The sequence below is a fragment of the Neisseria perflava genome, assembly GCF_019334725.1.
Classification (GTDB): Bacteria; Pseudomonadota; Gammaproteobacteria; order Burkholderiales; family Neisseriaceae; genus Neisseria; species Neisseria subflava_A.
The window spans coordinates 1,095,091-1,113,735 of sequence record NZ_CP079818.1 but is presented as its reverse complement, the minus strand read 5'-3'; the positions used below and the strand labels follow the sequence as shown (position 1 = coordinate 1,113,735).

Genomic DNA, 18,645 nt, shown 5'->3' with positions numbered 1-18,645 from the left:
TAATAATAGATTGAAGATATTTTCAGACGGCCTTATTTCTGTCCGCCAAAGTGAATGCGCGGATCGACCCACGAATACGAAATATCTGACACCAATTTAGCCAACAACCCCATCAGCGTGAACACGTACAGCGTACCCATTACGACAGGATAATCACGTTTCATCACTGCCTCGTAAGACAGCAAACCCAACCCGTCCAGCGAGAACAACGTTTCAATCAACAGGCTTCCGGTAAAGAATGCGCCGATAAATGCGGCCGGGAAACCGGTAATCAGAGGAATCATGGCGTTGCGGAAAATATGTTTCCACAAAATCTGCTTCTCAGGCAAGCCCTTGGCTCGCGCGGTATAAACATATTGACGGCGGATTTCTTCAAGGAATACGTTTTTCGTCAATACGGTCATTACCGCCAAGTTGCCTGCTACCGAAGCGGTAATCGGCAAGGCCATATGCCACAAATAATCTTTGACTTTACCTGCCCAAGAGAGTGTATCGAAATCATCGCCGACCAAGCCGCCCTGTGGGAACCAGGCAAAAAAGCTGCCACCGCCAAACAACACCAGCAACACCAAGCCCAAGACAAACGGCGGTACGGTATAGCCGACCAAAATGATCATACCCGTAACCGTATCAAACCGGCTGCCATCCCTGACCGCCTTGGCAATACCCAACGGAATACATATCAAATAAGTTAGGAAGAATGTCCACAAACCCAAACTCATCGATACCGGCATTTTCTCTTTTACCAACTCAAATACGGTTTGGTGGTGGAAAAAGCTCTCGCCCAAATCAAAACGGGCGAATTTCCATACCATATCGACAAAACGCGTCACAGGCGGCTTGTCGAAACCGTATAAAGCATTCAGAGCAGCCAAATCTTCCGCACTGATGCGGTTGCCGTTTTTAGCCAAAGTTCCAGGCATACTGCGTCCTGCTGTTTCGCCGCCAACCGCGCCCTGCGTCAGCTGCTGAACCATCTGTTCCACCGGACCGCCGGGAACAAACTGAATGACGGCGAAGGTAATCGCCAAAATCCCCAACAACGTGGGAATCAAAAGGAGCAAACGATGAAAGATATAACGCCACATGATAAAGTGTTCCTCTATTTTTTGATTTGAAGGCCGTCTGAAACCACTGACCTCAGACAGCATATAGTAACGGATTAATAAGCGTTTGGCCGATTATTTACTTCTCTAAGGCCTCCTGCAATTTCTTCTCAATTAAATCCGCGTCAAACGATTTGGCAATCAGCTCAAAGCGCGAGTCACGGCGCCACGAAACTTGGTTTGCGCCCCATTGACCGTCCACCCAGTTGAGCCATACCCATGTACCGAGCACTTGGAACACGCCTTTGGCGCGCACAAGGCCGTCTGTAAATTTAGGCAGGTCGTTGAAGAAATCGGTCAGTTTTTCACCGTCGAAATCACGTCCGGCAGGAAACGTGAAGCCTTGAGACTGGAAGCCCATGGTGTTGTCCGGCAGGGCTTTAAGGCGGTAGCGCGATTTTTCGACAACGGGAATATCAAGCCATTGGATGTCGAGTTGCGCATTTTGAACTTCAACCACTTTGGCTTTAGGCGGGAACAGCTTGGCCGCTTTATCGTGAAACTCGGCCAGCTGCTCGGGCGTGCACAAGTCTGTTTTGCTGGCGACCAATACGTCGCAAATGCCGATTTGGTCTTTATACAAGGCTTGTTGAGCGTAATCGGGATTAATGAATTGGCGTGGATCGACAACGGTAAAAACAGCGCCGATTTCCAACATGCTGTCGAGTGGCTTGGCTTTCAATTCGTCGATAACACTGGCGGCGTGCGCCAGGCCGCTGGCTTCAATCATCAAGCGGTCGGGTTGGGCATCGCGCAGCATTTTTTGTACGGTCGTACCCATTTGTGCGCCGGCAGTACAGCACAAACAGCCGCCGGCGATTTCTGCGACGGGAATGCCGTTGTCGCTCAAGACAGCGCCGTCAATGCCGATTTCGCCAAATTCGTTGACGATGATGACCCATTTTTCATTCGGATCTTTTTGCGCCATCAGACTTTTGAGTGCGGTGGTTTTGCCTGTTCCGAGGAAGCCTGAAATCAGGTGGACTTTAGTCTTTTTTACTTCTGACATTTTTTACAAATTCCTGTTAAAACAACATGTTCTTCTTTTAATGAGAAACCGGTTTCGGCCACGCCTGCACGCAATGCCGCCCATTCTTGGCTCAAGGTCTGCTCATCTGCCGTACCGCATTCGGTACAAACCAAAATAAACGCGCTGTGGTGCGCTTCGGCTTCTTCGTGGTCATGGCAATGGTCGTCGCACTCGTGCTGCGCGTGGCTACACAGAATATAGCCGTTGACCGCCGCCACTTTGTGCAAAACGCCCTGCTCCGCCCAAAAATCAAGGGCGCGGTAGGCCGTCGGCGGCGCAACCACGCCCTCGCTTTGCTGCTGCATCTGCGACAGAACGTTGTAGGCTTTAATCACGCCGCTTTGTTTCAAAACAATATCAAGCACTTGCTCGCGCAAAGCGGTTACCTGCACACCATCGCGCTGCGCTTGTTCTAAGATTTTTTGTTTGATTGCGTTCATAACTGAAACAGCCTTTCAGACGGCCTTGTTAATAAAAAATTACATTATAACGTGTTTGTTCAATTTCAGATAACAAAGAGGCCGTCTGAAATGTTCAGACGGCCTGATGCCGATTACTTAAACCAAGATTTAATTTTTCCAAACAAAGACATACTTTGTTTTTCAAACGTTTCTGCCTTCACTGGAGCAGGCGCGTCACGGTAAACTTTCATGCCTGCAAAGGTCTGGGCAACCGGCATGATTTCGATGGAATTGACGTTCATCCGCGCAGGACGTTGATAGAGCCATAAAGCGGTATCGGCAATATCTTGCGGCTGGATAAACTCGACATTCTCATAAACCTCGGCCGCACGCTGATCGTCACCTTTGAAACGGACGTTGGAAAACTCGGTATCGCCGCATAAACCCGGTTCGATATTGGTAATGCGGATGTTTTTGTCTGCCAATTCGGCGCGCAGGTTCATACTGAATTGGCGCACAAAAGCCTTGGTCGCGCCATAGACATTACTGCCGGAATAAGCATAACTGCCGGCAATCGAACCCAAATTGATGATGTAGCCCTGTTTGCGCGCTACCATCTGCGGCAAAATCTGGCGGGTCAGAAAAGTCAGGCCGATGATATTGGTTTGAATCATGGTTTCCCAATCGCCAAAATCGGCTTTATCGGCAGAATCCAAACCTAGAGCCAAACCGGCGTTGTTGATCAGGCAATCGATTTCAGCTAAATGCTCGGGCAGGCTGTTCAAAGCGTTTTGAATCGACTCCGTACGCGAAACATCCATTTCCAACGGGTAAAACTGCTCGCCCAATTCCTCTGCCAACTGCTGCAATTTGTCTTCACGCCTTGCCGCGCCGATGACATGATAGCCTGCCGCAACAAAGGTGCGGCACATCGCCGCGCCGAATCCTGCCGATGTCCCGGTAATCAAAATTGCCATATCGTTTCCTTTCTATACTCGTTTCAGACTTGGGTTTAAGGTATGATAACGCCTCATCAGACGGCCTGAGTGTTTGGCCGGCTGATTTTAAATTTAACGATAATCATATCATTACAATAGGACACACTCCATATGAAAACCCGTTTTCTCCCTGTTGCTTTGGCAGCAGTGGCGCTTACCCTTTCCGCCTGCGGCGGCAGCGGCGCGCCTTCCCAGCCTAAAGGCCCTATTTCCGAAGACCGTACGGCCGCGTTCAAATCCATGATGCCCGAGTTTACCCGCATGGGCAAAATGGTCAAAGACGAAGAGCCTTACGACGTAGAAAAATTCAAACAAGCCGCCGTAACCTTCGCCGAAAACAGCAAAAAACCGTTTACCCTGTTTGAATCCGACCCTCAAGGCAACGGCCGCGCCCTGCCTGCCATCTGGACAGACACGGCAACCTTCAAAGCCGAAGAAGAAAAATTCGTTGCTGCGGTTGAAAAACTCAACGCCGCCGCCCAAACCGGCAAATTGGAAGAAATCAAAGCCGCTTACGGCGAAACCGGTGCAACCTGTAAATCCTGCCACGACACATTCCGCGGTCCGGAATAAGGCTTAAAACAATAAAGGCCGTCTGAAATATCATTTTCAGACGGCCTTTTCTTCAACTACCTTCAAACCTTTCTATATCGACTTTATATTTTGCATTTCATGTTTTTTACCGGTTTCATTTGAAACCGACGGCTCAATTCACATAGCGCAATCAAATTTTCTTCTTCCAGCTGTTTAAATTCAATTAAATCTCCCTTCTTCTCAACCACCCAAATTCAAATTCAGACCTGCTTTATCTTTTCAGCCAGATTAATCATATGCGGGTGGATTATCTTCTAAAACAAAATTTTACTTTATTTTTTAATAAATAAAAACCATTATTAAAATATTTGTAAAGTTTAATAATATGTTATAAAGTAGCGGCTTCGTTTCTGAGGTAACTATCATGAATCCGAATTTCAAATTAAATCTACTAACATTATCTTTACTGGCTATAACAAATATCGCACACGCAGAAGAAGAGGTTTCAACTCAAGAGCTTGATGAAATTCAAGTCAAAAGCAAACACATTGCCAAAGAGAAAAAAGTTTTTACCGAAGGCCAAGCCAAAAGTTCGCGTGAACGCGTTTATCAATCCAGCGAAAACATCGATACCATCGTGCGGAGCATGCCCGGCGTTTTCACCCAACAAGACAAGGGATCGGGGGTATTGGCGGTCAATATCCGTGGCGATAGCGGTTTGGGACGTGTCAATACGATGGTTGACGGCGTCACCCAAACCTTCTATTCCACTTCTGCCGATGCCGGACGCAGTGGCAGCTCCTCCCAATTCGGTACGGCACTGGATCCCAATTTTATTGCCGGCGTGGATGTAACCAAAGGCAGTTTCTCGGGTGCCAACGGCATCAATACCTTATCCGGTACAGCCAATTTCCGTACTTTACGAGTAGACGATGTGGTACACGGAAACAATACCTTCGGCCTCTTAACCAAAGGATTGACCGGCACAAACAGCACCAAAAGCAACTTTATGGCAACCGGAGCAGTACAAAAATGGTTTGACAGCGGTGCGCGCCTTGGCGCTTTATATGGCTACAGCCACCGTAATGTCGAGCAAAACTATAAAGTAGGCGGCGGCGGTCAGCGTATCGGCAATTTTGGCGAAGAATATTTGGACCGTAAAAAACAAGAATATTTTGAACGCAACTTATTAAAATTCGACCAAGGGCAAAATCGTTGGGTTCGCGACTTTTCCAAGCGCAATGCGGTCGGTAAAAGCTATTGGGACTACCCTTTCTCCAAAAAATATAACGATCCTGAAGTTTTACAAAGAGATTATGTCGATGACTTGGAAAGAGGCTGGAAAGAGAATTTGGCACCGCAATGGGATCTGACTCCAATCGACCCGACCAGCCTGCAACAACGCTCAAACAGCCATTTGGTCAAAGTGGAATACGAAAACGACAACAACAAGCTCGACCTTCAGCTTCGTACCATGAACAACCGTATCGGCAGCCGCAAAGTAGAAAACCGCAACTACCAAGCCAATTACAACTTAAACATTGGCGATTATGTCGATTTAAACGTGTTGGCCGCCCATAATTTGGGAAAACAAAAATATCCGAAAAACTCACGTTTTTCAGGATGGGGACTGCTTGATTATTTGGAAACCAAAAATACGGCCAATCTTTTGGATATCAACAACAGCTTTTCTTTCAAACTTCCCCAAAAAACAGATTTAAAAACTACTGTCGGTTTCAATTTCTTTAAAAACCAATACAGTAAAAACCGCTTTCCGGAAGAGCTGAGCCTGTTTTACGACGGCCCGGATCAAGATGCCGGCCTGTACAGCTTTTTAGGCCGCTTCAAAGGAGACAAAGGAATATTTCCTCAAAAATCAACCATATTGCAACCTTCAGGCCAGCAAAAATTCAATACGTTCTATTTTGATACTTCCTTGAAAAAAGGCATTTATCAATTGAATTACAGCGCCAATATGGTCAACTACCGCTACAAGGGCGAATATACCGACTACTTCAATACCCAAGAAGACTTTAAAAAAGCATTTGGAGAAGATTCTGAAATTTATAAACAGCATTGCACGCCAAGCTGCGACCTTTACGAACCAGTTTATACCAAATCCGGTAAAAAGCATGCGGTAAACCATTCGGTGGCATTAAACATCAATGTCAACGACTACTTTATGCCGTTTATCAGCTATTCGCGTACGCATAGAATGCCGAATATTCAAGAAATGTATTTTTCACAAATCGGCGACTCGGGCGTTAATACAGCCCTTAAGCCGGAACAGGCCAATACTTACCAAATAGGCTTCAATACCTTCAAAAAAGGGATTTTCAAGCCGGACGATGTATTGGGTTTCAAACTGGTCGCCTACCGCAGCAGAATAAACAACTATATCCACAATGTTTATGGCAAATGGTGGGATTTGGATAAAGCACCCAGCTGGGTAACCAGTACCGGCCTGCAATACTCCATCCAGCATCGAAACTATGCCAAACCTGTCCATAAAAACGGTTTGGAAGTGGAAATGAACTATGATTTCGGCCGCTTTTTTACCACCCTGTCTTACGCCTATCAAAAAACCAACCAGCCGACCAATTATAGCGATGCCAGCGAATCGCCCCGCAACTCTTCTAAAGAAGACCAAATCAAACAAGGCTACGGCTTAAGCAAAATTTCCCGCTTGCCCCGAGATTACGGTCGGTTTGAATTAGGGTCCCGATGGTTGGGCAACAAATTGACCATCGGCGGCATTATGCGCTATTACGGCAAAAGTACACGGGCAACGACTGAGGAGGAATTTGTTGACGGTACAACCGGTGCTAATACCTACTCTTCACATCAAATGGGCAGAAGGGTGATCAAAAAAACAGAAAGCATCAACAGACAGCCGATGATTTTTGATTTCTATGCCAATTATGAACCGAAGAAAAACCTTATCCTTCGTTTCGACATTCAAAATGCGTTCAATAAACGCTATGTCGATCCTTTGGATGCCGCAAACGATGCCGCAACCCAGCGCTATTTCAGCGTATTTGAAAGAAAAGGCGGTTGGGATGATGAAGAGGTCGAATGCGATGCCAACGGTTTATGCAATGGCAAATATGGCGGTACGACACGCTCCGTCTTAAACAACTACGCACGAGGCAGGACTTTGCTGTTTACCATCAGTTATAAGTTCTAAACCTATCTATCAGCGTTCTTAATATTACACTGATTAAAAAGCCGGTAAACGCAATGTTTGCCGGCTTTTTTCAATATATTCTCAAAATTTTTTTCATCTATACACAACAAAAAACCTACCCTTGCGGGCAGGTTTTCAATAATGACGGAGATTACAGGCCGCTCAGACGGGCTGTATCGTGTGCAATCATCAATTCTTCGTTAGTAGGAATCACAACGGCAACAGCTTTGCTGTCGGCAGTGGTAATCACACCAGCATTACCGAAGCGGGCTTTCAGGTTAGCTTCTTGGTCGATGTACAGACCGAGGAAGCCCAAGTAGCCCAATACGCGTTCGCGGATGATGTCGGAGTTTTCACCGATACCGCCGGTGAAGACCAATGCGTCCAAACCGCCTGCCGCTACTGTCATGCTGCCGATGTATTTAGCCAAGCGGTAGATGAACATTTCCAGAGCCAGTTTGGCGCCCGGATGACCTTTGGCAGCTTCTTCTTCAATGGTACGGCAGTCGTTGGACAAACCGGAGATACCGAGCAGGCCGGATTTTTTGTTCAGCATTTCGGTAATTTGGGAAATGGTCATGTTGGCGTTTTCAGCCAAGAAACTGAAAACTGAAGGGTCGATATCGCCGCTGCGTGTACCCATTACCAAACCTTCCAGCGGAGTCAGGCCCATGCTGGTATCTTTACATTCGCCGTTGGCAACTGCCGCAATAGATGCGCCGTTACCCAAGTGGGCAATAACCATGCGCAAATCTTTTTTGTCTTTGCCGAGGAAGCGTGCAGTTTCGTCAGAAACGAAGCGGTAGCTGGTACCGTGTGCACCGTAACGGCGCAAGCCGTATTTTTCGTACAATTCATGTGGAACAGCGTATTTGTAAGCATGTTCAGGCATGGTTTGATGGAATGCAGTGTCGAATACGACAACGTTCGGCAGGCCTTTGAAAATGGTTTGTGCAGCGCGCAGGCCCAAAAGGTGTGCCGGGTTGTGCAGAGGAGCAAGTGGAATACATTTTTCGATACCGTCGATAACTTCGTCGGTAACCAAAATGGATTCGCTGTACAATTCGCCGCCGCTTACCACGCGGTGGCCGATCGCACCGATACGGGTGTCGAGGCCGTGGGCTTTGAGCTCGTCCATCAGTGCTTCTACCGCGCCGGTATGGTCTGGCTTGGCGGCCAATTCAACTTTATGTTTTTCGCCGTTGAATTTGAAGGTGATGTAGGCATCAGGCAGATTGAGTTTTTCTGCCAGGCAGCTCAGTAATACTTCGCCGCTGTCGTTATCCAATACGGCACCTTTGAGGGAAGAGCTGCCGCAGTTCAAAACCAAGATTAATTTTTGTGTCATTTTATGCTCCTTGAGGTTTCAGACGGCATTTTTGTCGGGACCTTACTGCTGCTCCGGCTATGTTGCACCCCTTGTGGGACGTAGTGGGTAGCGGTCTGAACAGATTAACAAAGTAAACGCCGTATTCTAACAAAAAATGTAATCGGCTGCTTGACTTAATATTTGATGTAAAATGGACGGAATTTTATTTTAGGCCGTCTGAAAAAATGACGGCGGTTTTGAAGATTTCCCGATATGCATTATTTCAGTATCCACACTCAAGACGGCGAACATGCCGGATTTTTTATTATGTTAGCAGACGATGAATCGCAAAATCCGCCGCAAAGCGGACGCTTTGTAGTCAAACTGCAAAGCGAAGATGCAACCGAAGCAGCGGTATTGTCGCCTTTCGAGCAAACCGATATCCCTCAATACTGGCGCGTGGTTAAAGACCGTATCGAATTGTTTTTTGACGATAAAAATATCGGTGCGTTGCGCAACGAATACCTGACAGTCAGCGGCAAAACCTTTATCCTGAGCGATTTGACCGGAGCGATGTAATGGAAAGTATGTTTATCCTTGTCCCCATCAGCATTATTTTGGCCTTTATCATCGGTTGGTTTTTCTGGTGGTCGGGTAAAAACGGACAGTTTGACGACCTTGAAGGACCTGCGCACCGCATTTTGATGGACGACGACTCCACTGAAAAACTGATCGAAAAAGACGAAGACAAAGAATCCAAATAATGAGCCTTAAAAAAGACAATCTGAATTTCCACACGACCCGCCGTTTTGCGCCGCTCTTTGGGACGCAGTTTTTAGGCGCGTTTAACGATAATGTGTTTAAAACCGCATTATTCGTGATGATCAGTTTTTACGGTTTGGGCAAAAACGACTTTCTGCCGTCCAGCCAAATGCTGAACTTGGGCGCGATGCTGTTTATCCTGCCCTATTTCCTGTTTTCCGCGCTGTCAGGGCAGCTGAGCAACAAATTCGACAAAGCCGTTTTGGCGCGTTGGATCAAGCTGTTGGAAATCATCATCATGGCAGTAGCGGCATATGGCTTCTATATTCAATCCGCGCCTTTGCTTTTAATCTGCCTGTTTTGCATGGGTACGCAATCGACTTTGTTCGGCCCGCTGAAATACGCCATTTTGCCCGATTACCTCAACGACAAAGAGCTGATTATGGGCAACAGTCTGATTGAATCAGGTACGTTTATCGCCATTTTGCTCGGCCAGATTTTGGGCACCGCAGTCGCAGGCGTTCCGCCGTATATTGTTGGCGGTTTGGTGTTATTGGTCGCTATCGGCGGCACGATGACCAGCCTGTTTATGCCGTCTGTACCCGCTAAAATGCCGGACACAAAAATCGAATGGAACATCATCAAAGGCACGAATTCACTGATTCGTGAAGCGGCGGCCGACCGACCCGTATTCACTTCCATCATCGGTATTTCATGGTTTTGGTTTGTCGGCTCGGTTTATACCACCCAACTGCCGACGTTCACGCAAATCCATTTGGGCGGCAACGATAATGTGTTCAACCTGATGTTGGCGCTGTTCTCCATCGGTATCGCCATCGGCTCGGTATTATGCGCCAAACTCAGCCACGAGCGCCTGATTTTGGGCTTGGTTACCATCGGCACTCTGGGGCTAACGGTCTGTGGATTATTGCTGGTGTGGCTGACCCAAGGCCAACGCTTTACCGAATTAAACGGCATTATTTGGTTTTTATCGCAAGCTAAAGCGTATCCGATTATGCTCGTGATGTCGGCCATCGGCTTTTTCGGCGGCTTCTTCTCCGTACCGCTCTACACTTGGCTGCAAACCGCCAGCAGTGAAACCTTCCGCGCCCACGCCGTCGCTGCCAACAACATCATCAACGGCGTATTTATGGTGTCGGCCGCTATTTTGAGCGCGGTTTTGCTGATGTTGTTTGACAGCATCACGCTGCTGTATTTGATTGTTGCCGTGGGTAATCTTCCGTTAATTGTTTACCTCATCAAACGGGAACCGAAATTTATCGGGGATTTGACCGCTTTGTTGAAAAGCAGCAAATAAGGCCGTCTGAAATATATCCCCACCATGCACATTTTCACTGTTCAATCGCGTGGACAGCTTGTGCATAAATCAGATTACTGTCTGATTTAAAATTAAAAAACACATCTGCCTAAATTTTAAGCACAACTTTACTCCCAAACAAAATGCACATTTCCCCCAAACAAGCGTGTGCAAAGGCTGTGAATAAGTCAGCTTAATCATTGATATTTCAAAGCAAAACAATATTTGGTTAATTTTTGGGCAGTTTATTAAAGGCCGTCTGAAACCTTTTTCAGACGGCCTGAGAGTATAATAACCACCTACCTTATAGTTCCCAAACGATATGATTTACCCATGGCATGAAACCCAATGGCAACAGCTCGCCGCCCATTGGCAAAACCGTCCCAACGCTTGGCTGTTTACCGGCAAAGAAAATACCGGCAAAACCGAGTTTGCCCGCTTTGTCGCGCAAGCATTGCTGTGCGAATCGCCCAAGTCCAGTCATGAACCATGCGGCGAGTGCGCTTCGTGCCATTTGTTCAGCCAAAACACCCATCCCGACTTTTACGAACTCACGCCGGAAATGCCCGAAGGCGAGGCAACGGGACGCAAACTCCTGCAAATCAAAATCGATGCCGTGCGCGATATTGTGGAAAACATTTACCTGACCGCTGTCCGCGGCGGCCTGCGCGTGGTATTGGTACATCCGGCCGAAAGCATGAATACACAGGCGGCAAACGGTTTGTTGAAAGCTCTGGAAGAGCCGCCGCAACACGTCGTTTTCCTGCTCGTTACCCATGCACGCGATAAACTCCTGCCCACCATCAAAAGCCGTTGCCGCCAGATGGTGTTGCCCTCGCCGACCCATGAGCAGGCTGCGGCATACCTGCGCCAACAGGGCGTGGAAAATGCCGAAGCCTTGTTGGCATTCCACAGCGGCGCGCCTTTATTCACGCCGACTCCCGAATTGGATGCATTACGCGAAGAGTTGCTGATGTTGCTGGCCGCCCCGCGCCTGTTGGCCATACTCGACTACGCCGCCACGTTCGACAAACAAAAGCAACCGCTGGCCGTTTTCATCGACTGGCTGCAAAAGTGGCTGATGGATGTCGGCTTAGCACAACAAAATATGGTGCCGCTTTATTATCCGCACCATGCCCAAGCCCTGCTTCAGACAGCCTCTAAAACCGATTCACGCAAGCTGTTTGCCCTATTGGGCCGTCTGAACGCGCTCAACCCTTACGGATATCATACCTTGAGTGTTAAAATGCAGCTTGAGTATCTGCTTATCGAATATTTGGATTTTTGGCAAAACAAACCCTAACAGGTAATCAATGATGAATAAAAAAGACATTCCGGCGAAGATGTTGGCTTTGCAACTCAAAGACCCCAATTTGTTGTACAACTGCTATATGCCGTTTTTAGAACACGGCGGCCTGTTCGTGCCGACCGATGACGTATTCTCCCTAGGCGAAGACATCCTCTTGGCCGTCGAAATCGCCGACTATCCCAAACGCTTCCTGCCAACCAAAGTCGTTTGGATCAATCCGGCGCGCACCTCGGCCCACCGCCCCAAAGGCGTAGGCCTTGCCTTTTCCGAACACGAAAGCTGCCAGCAGGCAAAAAACCTGATCGAAGCCGAGCTCGGTCCGCGCCTGCGCAGCGACCGTACTACTTTTACCCTGTAATACCATGCATTTAATCGATTCACATTGCCATCTCAACTTTGACGGCCTAAAAGACCGCCTGCCCGAAGTCTTTGCCAATATGGAAGCGCAAAGCGTCAAACAGGCGCTTGCCATCAGCGTCAGCAAACAAAGTTTTGCCGAAGTCTTCGACATTGCCCAGGCACACGACCACATCTACTGCACCATCGGCGTACATCCCGACAGCCAAGAAGCAGAAGAATTTACCATTGCCGAAATGGTAGAAGCGGCCAAACATCCCAAAATCGTCGGCATCGGCGAAACCGGTTTGGACTATTACTGGTGCAAAGGCGATTTGTCATGGCAACATCAACGCTTTGCCGACCATATCCAAGCCGCCAACGAAAGCGGCCTGCCCGTTATCGTCCATACGCGCGATGCGGCCGAAGACACGTTGCGGATTTTGAAAGAGTGCCACACCAACTCCGGCGTGATTCACTGCTTCTCTGAAGACATCGCCTTTGCCAAAGCCGCTTTGGATTTAGGGTTATATATCTCCTTCTCCGGCATTGTGACGTTTAAAAACGCACCGCTGATACAGGAAGCCGCCAAATACGTCCCTGCCGATAGAATCTTGGTAGAAACCGATGCGCCTTTCCTCGCGCCGGTTCCCAAACGCGGCAAACAAAACGAGCCGTCCTACGTCCGCTATACAGCCGAGTTCTTAGCCAATCTGCGCGGCGAGAGCTTGGAAACATTGGCACAAAACACCAGCGACAATTTCTATCGCCTGTTTAAGAAAGTACCCGATGGCCGTCTGAACAACGGCTAGGTCTAAAGCCTCTACCATCGGCTCTGCCTACCTGTCATCTAGATCCTGCCTCAAACTCAACGGTAAACTCGAAATGACCCGAGACAGAAACACAATCGGCTTGCGCTATCTTCCGAACGGCCAGCCTTTTGAAGAATGGGAATTTTCCCATCAACACAATAAATAAGTTTAAATTCAAAATATTGCTTTCCTAAGCCCGACAAAGCAAGAGGCCGTCTGAAAGTATTTTCAGACGGCCTCTTGCTTATTTTACCGATAGGATGTAAAACCTATCCTTCGAAATAAACGGCTCATCGAAACCGTACATCAATCGACACAATATGGACACAAACTCCGAAATGCACACCCACTCTAATTTTTACGCTATGCTGACTGCAGCCTGCCAAAAAAACAGTAAAGGCACGGTCATTTTCAACGACAAAGAAAAAATCAGCTATTCCTCCCTCAAGCGCGAAGTAGAAACCGTCGCCGCCTATCTGCAACACGAAGGCGTACAATATGGCGACAAGGTCGCCCTGGTCGTTTCCAACTCTCCCGAATTTATTACTGCCTATTTCGCCATTACTTCCATCGGAGCGGTAGCCGTCCCACTCAATGTCTTTTTGAAAAGCGAAGAATTTTCCTACATCCTCAATGACTGCGGCGCACGCTTTATGTTCGCCTCAGCGTCGTTGGCCAAAGAACTCAAAAACATCAAAGCCAAAACCAAAGTCAATAAAATCATCTGGATTGGCGAAACCAAAGCTGCCAGTAGTGATGACAGCTATTTCGATGCCGCGCGAACATTCCCCGGCAAGCCGAATCTGAGCCGTCAGCCGTCTGCCAACGATTTGGCGCACATTATCTACACCTCCGGCACAACCGGCCACCCCAAAGGCGCATTAATCAGTTATAGCAACCTGTTTTCCAACCTTTCAGGCATCGAACAAATTTTCCAAATTTCGCAAAAAGACCGCTTCGTTGTCTTCTTGCCCATGTTCCACAGCTTTACGCTGACCGCCATGGTTTTGCTGCCGATATATCAAGCCTGCTCGATTATTTTGGTCAAATCCGTCTTCCCGTTCTCCAACGTGTTAAAACAGGTTTTACTCAAACGCGCTACCATTTTCCTCGGCGTACCGGCCATTTACACCGCCATGAGTAAAACTAAAATCCCTTGGTATTTCAGATGGTTCAACCGCGTCCGTCTGTTTATCAGTGGCGGAGCACCTCTGGCCGGACAAACCATTGACGACTTTAAAGCCAAATTCCCGCGCGCCAAATTGTTAGAAGGCTACGGCTTGAGCGAATGTTCGCCCGTTGTGGCCGTCAATACACCCGACCGCCAAAAAACCGCCAGCGTCGGCGTTGCCCTGCCCGGCCTGACCGTGAAAGCCGTCGATGACGAATTGATCGAAGTGCCGCGCGGCGAAGTGGGCGAACTCATCGTCAAAGGCGACTCGGTGATGCAAGGCTACCTCAATATGCCTGACGCTACAGATGAAACCATTGTCAACGGTTGGCTGAAAACCGGAGACTTCGTCACCATAGACGAAGACGGCTTCATCTTCATCGTTGACCGCAAAAAAGACCTGATTATCTCCAAAGGCCAAAACGTCTATCCGCGTGAAATCGAAGAAGCCATTTACAAACTCGAAGCTGTGGAAGCCACTGCTGTAATCGGCGTGAGGGACCAATACGCCGATGAAGAAATCATTGCCTTTATCCAACTCAAAGAAGGCATGAAGCTGGAAGAAGCCGAAGTCCGCAGCCACCTGCGCGGCCTGTTGGCAAACTTTAAAATCCCAAAACAAGTCATCTTCCAAGACGAGCTGCCGCGCAATGCCACCGGCAAAGTGTTAAAACGCAAACTCAAAGAACAGTTTCAAGACTAAACCTCTGTTTCAGACGGCCCCTTGATTCATGCAGGCCGTCTGAAAACCTGTCATCAACAAACTTTTCAGACGGCCACGACCATGACTACACCTATACTCGAAATCGAAAACCTAAACGGCTCCTTTCCGAGCAAACAAGTTTTGTACGATATCAACCTTACCCTGCAACCTGGCCGCAAACTGGCATTGGTCGGCGAGAGCGGCAGCGGCAAAACCGTATTGTCGCAAGGCATTATGCGCCTTAATCCAATGGTTACCTTTGAAGGCAGTCTGAAATATTGCGGAACCAATCTGCTGACCCAGCCCGAACGCGCCCTGCAAAAACTGCGCGGCCGCGAAATCGGCATGGTGTTTCAAGAACCCATGACCGCCCTCAACCCCGTCATGCGCGTCGGCGAACAAATCGCCGAAGTCCTGTCCCTGCATTTGGGTTTGGATAAAAAACAGGCATGGACGCGCGCTATCGAACTCTTGGACGAAACCGGCATCCACCAGCCCGAGCAAAAAGCCCAGGCATACCCTTTCCAACTTTCCGGCGGCCAACGCCAACGCGCCATGATTGCCATGGCCGTATCAGCCCAGCCCAAGCTCCTGATTGCCGACGAACCGACCACCGCTTTGGACGTTGCCGTCCAAGCCCAAATCCTCGACCTGCTCTCACGCCTGCAAGAAGACCACGGCATGACCATGCTCTACATTACGCACGACTTGAACCTTGTACGCCGTTTTGCCGATGATGTCGCCGTTATGCGTAACGGCCGTATTCTTGAAACCGGCAAAGCAGCCGAAGTCTTCGCCAATCCGCAGCACGAATACACCAAAATGCTGCTCAACGCCGGCACAATGCGCAAAGTGGCTCCTTTACCTGCAAACCCGGCCACCGTCCTTAAGGCCGAACAAATCGCCTTTTCCATCAAAGAATCAGACGGCTGGTTTAAAAAACGCGACAAAACCATCCTCAACCCCATTTCTTTCGATCTCAAATCGGGGGAGACATTGGGCATCATTGGCGAAAGCGGTTGCGGCAAAACCACGCTGGCGAAAGCCGTTATGCACCTTATCGATTCCGAAGGCAGCCTGATTGTCAACGGCGAGCCATGGAAACGCGAATTGAGACGCGAAATCCAAATGGTGTTCCAAGACCCGTTCGGCGCATTCAATCCGCGCATGAACGTCTTCGATACCGTTTCCGAGGCCTTACGCGTACACGAACCTGAAATGCCGCACGAAGAAATGCGCCGCCGCGTCGAGGAAGTCCTCAAACAAGTCGGCCTGCCCGAAGACGCACTCGAACGCTATCCGCACGCATTCTCCGGCGGCCAGCGCCAACGCCTCGCCATCGCCCGCGCCATCATTGTCCGCCCAAAAATCCTCGTATTGGATGAACCAACCAGCGCGCTTGATGTCCAATGGCAACAACAAATCCTTGAATTGCTCAGCAGCCTGCAAAAAGAATACGGCCTCGCCTTCATCATCATCAGCCACGACCTCGCCGTCATCCGCGCCATTTCCCACCGCGTGATGGTGTTGAAAGACGGCAAAGTCGTTGAGGAAGGCGAATGCGAAAACGTGTTTGCCAATCCAAGCAGCGACTACACGCGCCATTTGATTGCCCACTCCGGCCACATGGTTCAAGAGGCCGTCTGAATCTTTAAGGATTACGATAGACGCATTTCAAAAAAACTATTACCGGACGGCGGCACTTGAAATTTTCCCTGTCTGCCACTATTCTGAACAACGTATTCATTAATCCCGATTTAAAAGGAAACAAACATGAGCAGCGAATTGATTATCCACGCCAGCGATGCCAGCTTCGAACAAGACGTTTTGAAATCCGACGTACCTGTATTGCTGGACTTCTGGGCACCATGGTGCGGCCCTTGCAAAATGATTGCCCCAATCTTGGACGACATCGCCTCCGAATTCCAAGGCCGTCTGAAAGTCGTTAAAATCAACATCGACGACAATGAAGCCACTCCTGCCAAATTTGGCGTTCGCGGCATCCCTACCCTGATGGTGTTCAAAAACGGCGAAAACGTTGCCACTAAAGTCGGCGCATTGGCTAAAGGTCAACTGACTGCATTCGTTGAAGCTTCTATCGCTTAAGGCTTTAAGCATATAAAAAGGCCGTCTGAAAATTGTTTTCAGACGGCCTTTTTTGTATTCATTAAGCAGCCAATGGTTTCAAAGTCAGGCTGATATTGTCAGCTTTCACTTTAAACAGCAAATCAATATTTGGATGTTTACCCGGATTGGCTTCGGCATCGGCAACATGTTCGGCAAACCATGCCAGGCCGCGTTCTGCTGCCGCTGCGTCCAGCTTGCTGTCAAACTCTTGTGCCAAAGCATAGTAAAGCTTGAGCGAGCCTTGTTTGCCGGGCGCATTGGGAATGTGATGAACCACATTGTCCTCTTTATCGAGAATATCCAAGCCGCTCAAATGGTCGATGGCAGGCATGGTGGCCAGATTATCTTGGAAGCTCATGATTGTCCTTTCTGATGTGGGTTTTAAAGCAAACCATATAACAAGGCCGTCTGAAAGTTGATGTTTGACACTTTTCAGACGGCCTTAAACATTTCAATTAACGTGTACCGAAAATCTTATCGCCGGCATCGCCCAAGCCTGGGATGATGTAGCCGTGTTCGTTCAAGTGGCTGTCGAGCGCGGCAGTGTAGATGGTTACATCAGGATGCGCGTCATTGACGGCTTTCACGCCTTCCGGAGCGGCAACCAATACCAATGCTTTGATGTTACGGCAACCTTTGGCTTTCAAAAGGTCGATGGTGGCAACCATAGAGCCGCCGGTCGCCAACATTGGGTCGATAATCAGAGCTGGACGTTCGTCCATGCTGTCAACAAATTTTTCAAAATAAGAAACTGGTTTCAAAGTTTCTTCATCGCGCTGCAAGCCGACAACGCTGATTTTGGCAGTTGGAATCAGGTCGAGTACGCCGTCGAGCATACCCAAACCGGCACGCAAAATCGGGACGACGGTCAGCGTTTTGCCTTTGATGCGGTCGCCTTCAATAGAGCCGCACCAGCCGTCAATAATGTATTTTTCAATTTCAAAATCACGGCTGGCCTCATATGCCATCAGACGTGCCAACTCGGTAGTAAGCGTGCGGAATTTGTAAGTGCTGCAATCCGCTTCACGCATCAGCGTGAGTTTGTGGCGGACTAAAGGGTGGTTGATAACGGTAACGTTCATGTTGATTTTCCGAATTGCGTTGATGGAGGGGGATTATACTTTTTTTCGCATGGCGCGCAAAGTGCGTATTCATGCGAAAGGCCGTCTGAATCAGGGTTTCAGACGGCCTTTGTCAACAATTTTACATTACGGAATATTGTAGATGATTAAGCTTTCAGCAATTCTTGCAGTTCGCCGGCTTCGTACATTTCCATCAAAATGTCAGAACCGCCGACAAATTCGCCGTTGACGTACAGTTGAGGAATAGTCGGCCAGTCGCTGTATTCTTTAATGCCTTGGCGTACGGCATCGTTTTCCAATACGTTGACAGTCACATAGTCGGTGCAACCTGCCGCATTCAGGATTTGTACGGCGCGGGAAGAGAAGCCGCATTGAGGGAATTGCTTCGTGCCTTTCATGAACAATACGACGCGGTGCGTGGTAACGACTTCTTTGATTTGATCGTGGATAGAGGACATGG

At 48.6% G+C, this 18,645-nt stretch carries 19 protein-coding genes; 11 read left to right on the top strand and 8 right to left on the bottom strand.

The annotated features are described in order from the left end of the window. Nucleotides 1-32: 32 nt before the first annotated feature. From LPB400_RS05285 to LPB400_RS05270, 4 genes are all read right to left on the bottom strand, one after another. A complete protein-coding gene (locus LPB400_RS05285) occupies nt 33-1,088 on the bottom strand; it encodes an ABC transporter permease subunit (RefSeq protein WP_070461485.1) in 1,056 nt (351 codons plus the stop codon). A gap of 97 nt (nt 1,089-1,185) precedes the next feature. Next, nucleotides 1,186-2,115, bottom strand: coding sequence for a CobW family GTP-binding protein (locus LPB400_RS05280; RefSeq protein ID WP_003682934.1), 930 nt, complete (start codon nt 2,113-2,115; stop codon nt 1,186-1,188). Further along, nucleotides 2,103-2,576, bottom strand: a complete 474-nt coding sequence (locus LPB400_RS05275) for a Fur family transcriptional regulator (RefSeq protein ID WP_049351198.1) — start codon at nt 2,574-2,576, stop codon at nt 2,103-2,105. The genes LPB400_RS05280 and LPB400_RS05275 overlap by 13 nt, the downstream gene beginning before the upstream one ends. Nucleotides 2,577-2,689: 113 nt before the next feature. After that, entirely contained in the window at nt 2,690-3,514 is an 825-nt protein-coding gene (locus tag LPB400_RS05270; protein ID WP_107792493.1) for an SDR family oxidoreductase, read from the bottom strand. 132 nt (nt 3,515-3,646) lie between these two features. Here LPB400_RS05270 and LPB400_RS05265 point away from each other — a divergent pair, with 132 nt between their 5' ends. Both LPB400_RS05265 and LPB400_RS05260 read left to right on the top strand, forming a co-directional pair. Further along, nucleotides 3,647-4,108: a c-type cytochrome gene (locus tag LPB400_RS05265; RefSeq protein WP_107792494.1), complete on the top strand. Its 462-nt coding sequence runs from the start codon at nt 3,647-3,649 to the stop codon at nt 4,106-4,108. 385 nt (nt 4,109-4,493) lie between these two features. After that, nucleotides 4,494-7,256 carry a TonB-dependent receptor domain-containing protein gene (locus tag LPB400_RS05260; RefSeq protein WP_070461481.1) on the top strand — a complete coding sequence of 921 codons (2,763 nt, stop codon included), beginning with the start codon at nt 4,494-4,496 and terminating at the stop codon, nt 7,254-7,256. Between the two features lie 151 nt (nt 7,257-7,407). Here the strand turns inward: LPB400_RS05260 and LPB400_RS05255 are convergent, their stop codons facing one another. Further along, entirely contained in the window at nt 7,408-8,604 is a 1,197-nt protein-coding gene (locus LPB400_RS05255; protein ID WP_070461480.1) for an acetate kinase, read from the bottom strand. Between the two features lie 234 nt (nt 8,605-8,838). On the opposite strand from LPB400_RS05255, the gene LPB400_RS05250 reads away from it, so the two are divergent. The 9 genes from LPB400_RS05250 to trxA all read left to right on the top strand — a co-directional run bounded on the left by LPB400_RS05250 (nt 8,839) and on the right by trxA (nt 17,082). Beyond that, nucleotides 8,839-9,144 carry an HLGFF motif protein gene (locus tag LPB400_RS05250; protein ID WP_070461479.1) on the top strand — a complete coding sequence of 102 codons (306 nt, stop codon included), beginning with the start codon at nt 8,839-8,841 and terminating at the stop codon, nt 9,142-9,144. Further along, entirely contained in the window at nt 9,144-9,329 is a 186-nt protein-coding gene (gene ccoS / locus LPB400_RS05245; protein WP_070461478.1) for a cbb3-type cytochrome oxidase assembly protein CcoS, read from the top strand. The genes LPB400_RS05250 and ccoS overlap by 1 nt, the downstream gene beginning before the upstream one ends. Next, nucleotides 9,329-10,645: an MFS transporter gene (locus LPB400_RS05240; protein WP_219089631.1), complete on the top strand. Its 1,317-nt coding sequence runs from the start codon at nt 9,329-9,331 to the stop codon at nt 10,643-10,645. The genes ccoS and LPB400_RS05240 overlap by 1 nt, the downstream gene beginning before the upstream one ends. 322 nt (nt 10,646-10,967) lie before the next feature. Next, complete coding sequence (locus LPB400_RS05235; protein ID WP_219089629.1) at nt 10,968-11,948, top strand: DNA polymerase III subunit delta'; 981 nt, start codon at nt 10,968-10,970, stop codon at nt 11,946-11,948. A 10-nt stretch (nt 11,949-11,958) separates the two neighbouring features. Further along, nucleotides 11,959-12,312, top strand: coding sequence for a PilZ domain-containing protein (locus LPB400_RS05230; RefSeq protein WP_003746058.1), 354 nt, complete (start codon nt 11,959-11,961; stop codon nt 12,310-12,312). 4 nt (nt 12,313-12,316) lie between these two features. Continuing rightward, entirely contained in the window at nt 12,317-13,102 is a 786-nt protein-coding gene (locus LPB400_RS05225; RefSeq protein WP_219089627.1) for a TatD family hydrolase, read from the top strand. Nucleotides 13,103-13,422: 320 nt separating this feature from the next. After that, nucleotides 13,423-14,976 carry a fatty acid--CoA ligase gene (locus LPB400_RS05220; protein WP_199900399.1) on the top strand — a complete coding sequence of 518 codons (1,554 nt, stop codon included), beginning with the start codon at nt 13,423-13,425 and terminating at the stop codon, nt 14,974-14,976. Between the two features lie 81 nt (nt 14,977-15,057). Further along, entirely contained in the window at nt 15,058-16,623 is a 1,566-nt protein-coding gene (locus LPB400_RS05215) for an ABC transporter ATP-binding protein (RefSeq protein ID WP_070461473.1), read from the top strand. 126 nt (nt 16,624-16,749) lie between these two features. Further along, nucleotides 16,750-17,082 carry a thioredoxin TrxA gene (trxA, locus tag LPB400_RS05210; protein ID WP_003681479.1) on the top strand — a complete coding sequence of 111 codons (333 nt, stop codon included), beginning with the start codon at nt 16,750-16,752 and terminating at the stop codon, nt 17,080-17,082. 61 nt (nt 17,083-17,143) lie between these two features. Here trxA and LPB400_RS05205 read toward each other — a convergent pair whose 3' ends face one another. The 3 genes from LPB400_RS05205 to grxD all read right to left on the bottom strand — a co-directional run bounded on the left by LPB400_RS05205 (nt 17,144) and on the right by grxD (nt 18,643). Further along, nucleotides 17,144-17,461 carry a DUF2322 family protein gene (locus tag LPB400_RS05205; protein WP_070461472.1) on the bottom strand — a complete coding sequence of 106 codons (318 nt, stop codon included), beginning with the start codon at nt 17,459-17,461 and terminating at the stop codon, nt 17,144-17,146. Nucleotides 17,462-17,558: 97 nt separating this feature from the next. Beyond that, nucleotides 17,559-18,185 (bottom strand): uracil phosphoribosyltransferase, encoded by a 627-nt coding sequence (upp, locus tag LPB400_RS05200; protein ID WP_004519527.1) that lies wholly within the window; start codon nt 18,183-18,185, stop codon nt 17,559-17,561. 146 nt (nt 18,186-18,331) lie between these two features. Then, nucleotides 18,332-18,643 carry a Grx4 family monothiol glutaredoxin gene (gene grxD / locus LPB400_RS05195; RefSeq protein WP_003681608.1) on the bottom strand — a complete coding sequence of 104 codons (312 nt, stop codon included), beginning with the start codon at nt 18,641-18,643 and terminating at the stop codon, nt 18,332-18,334. Nucleotides 18,644-18,645 lie beyond the last annotated feature (2 nt).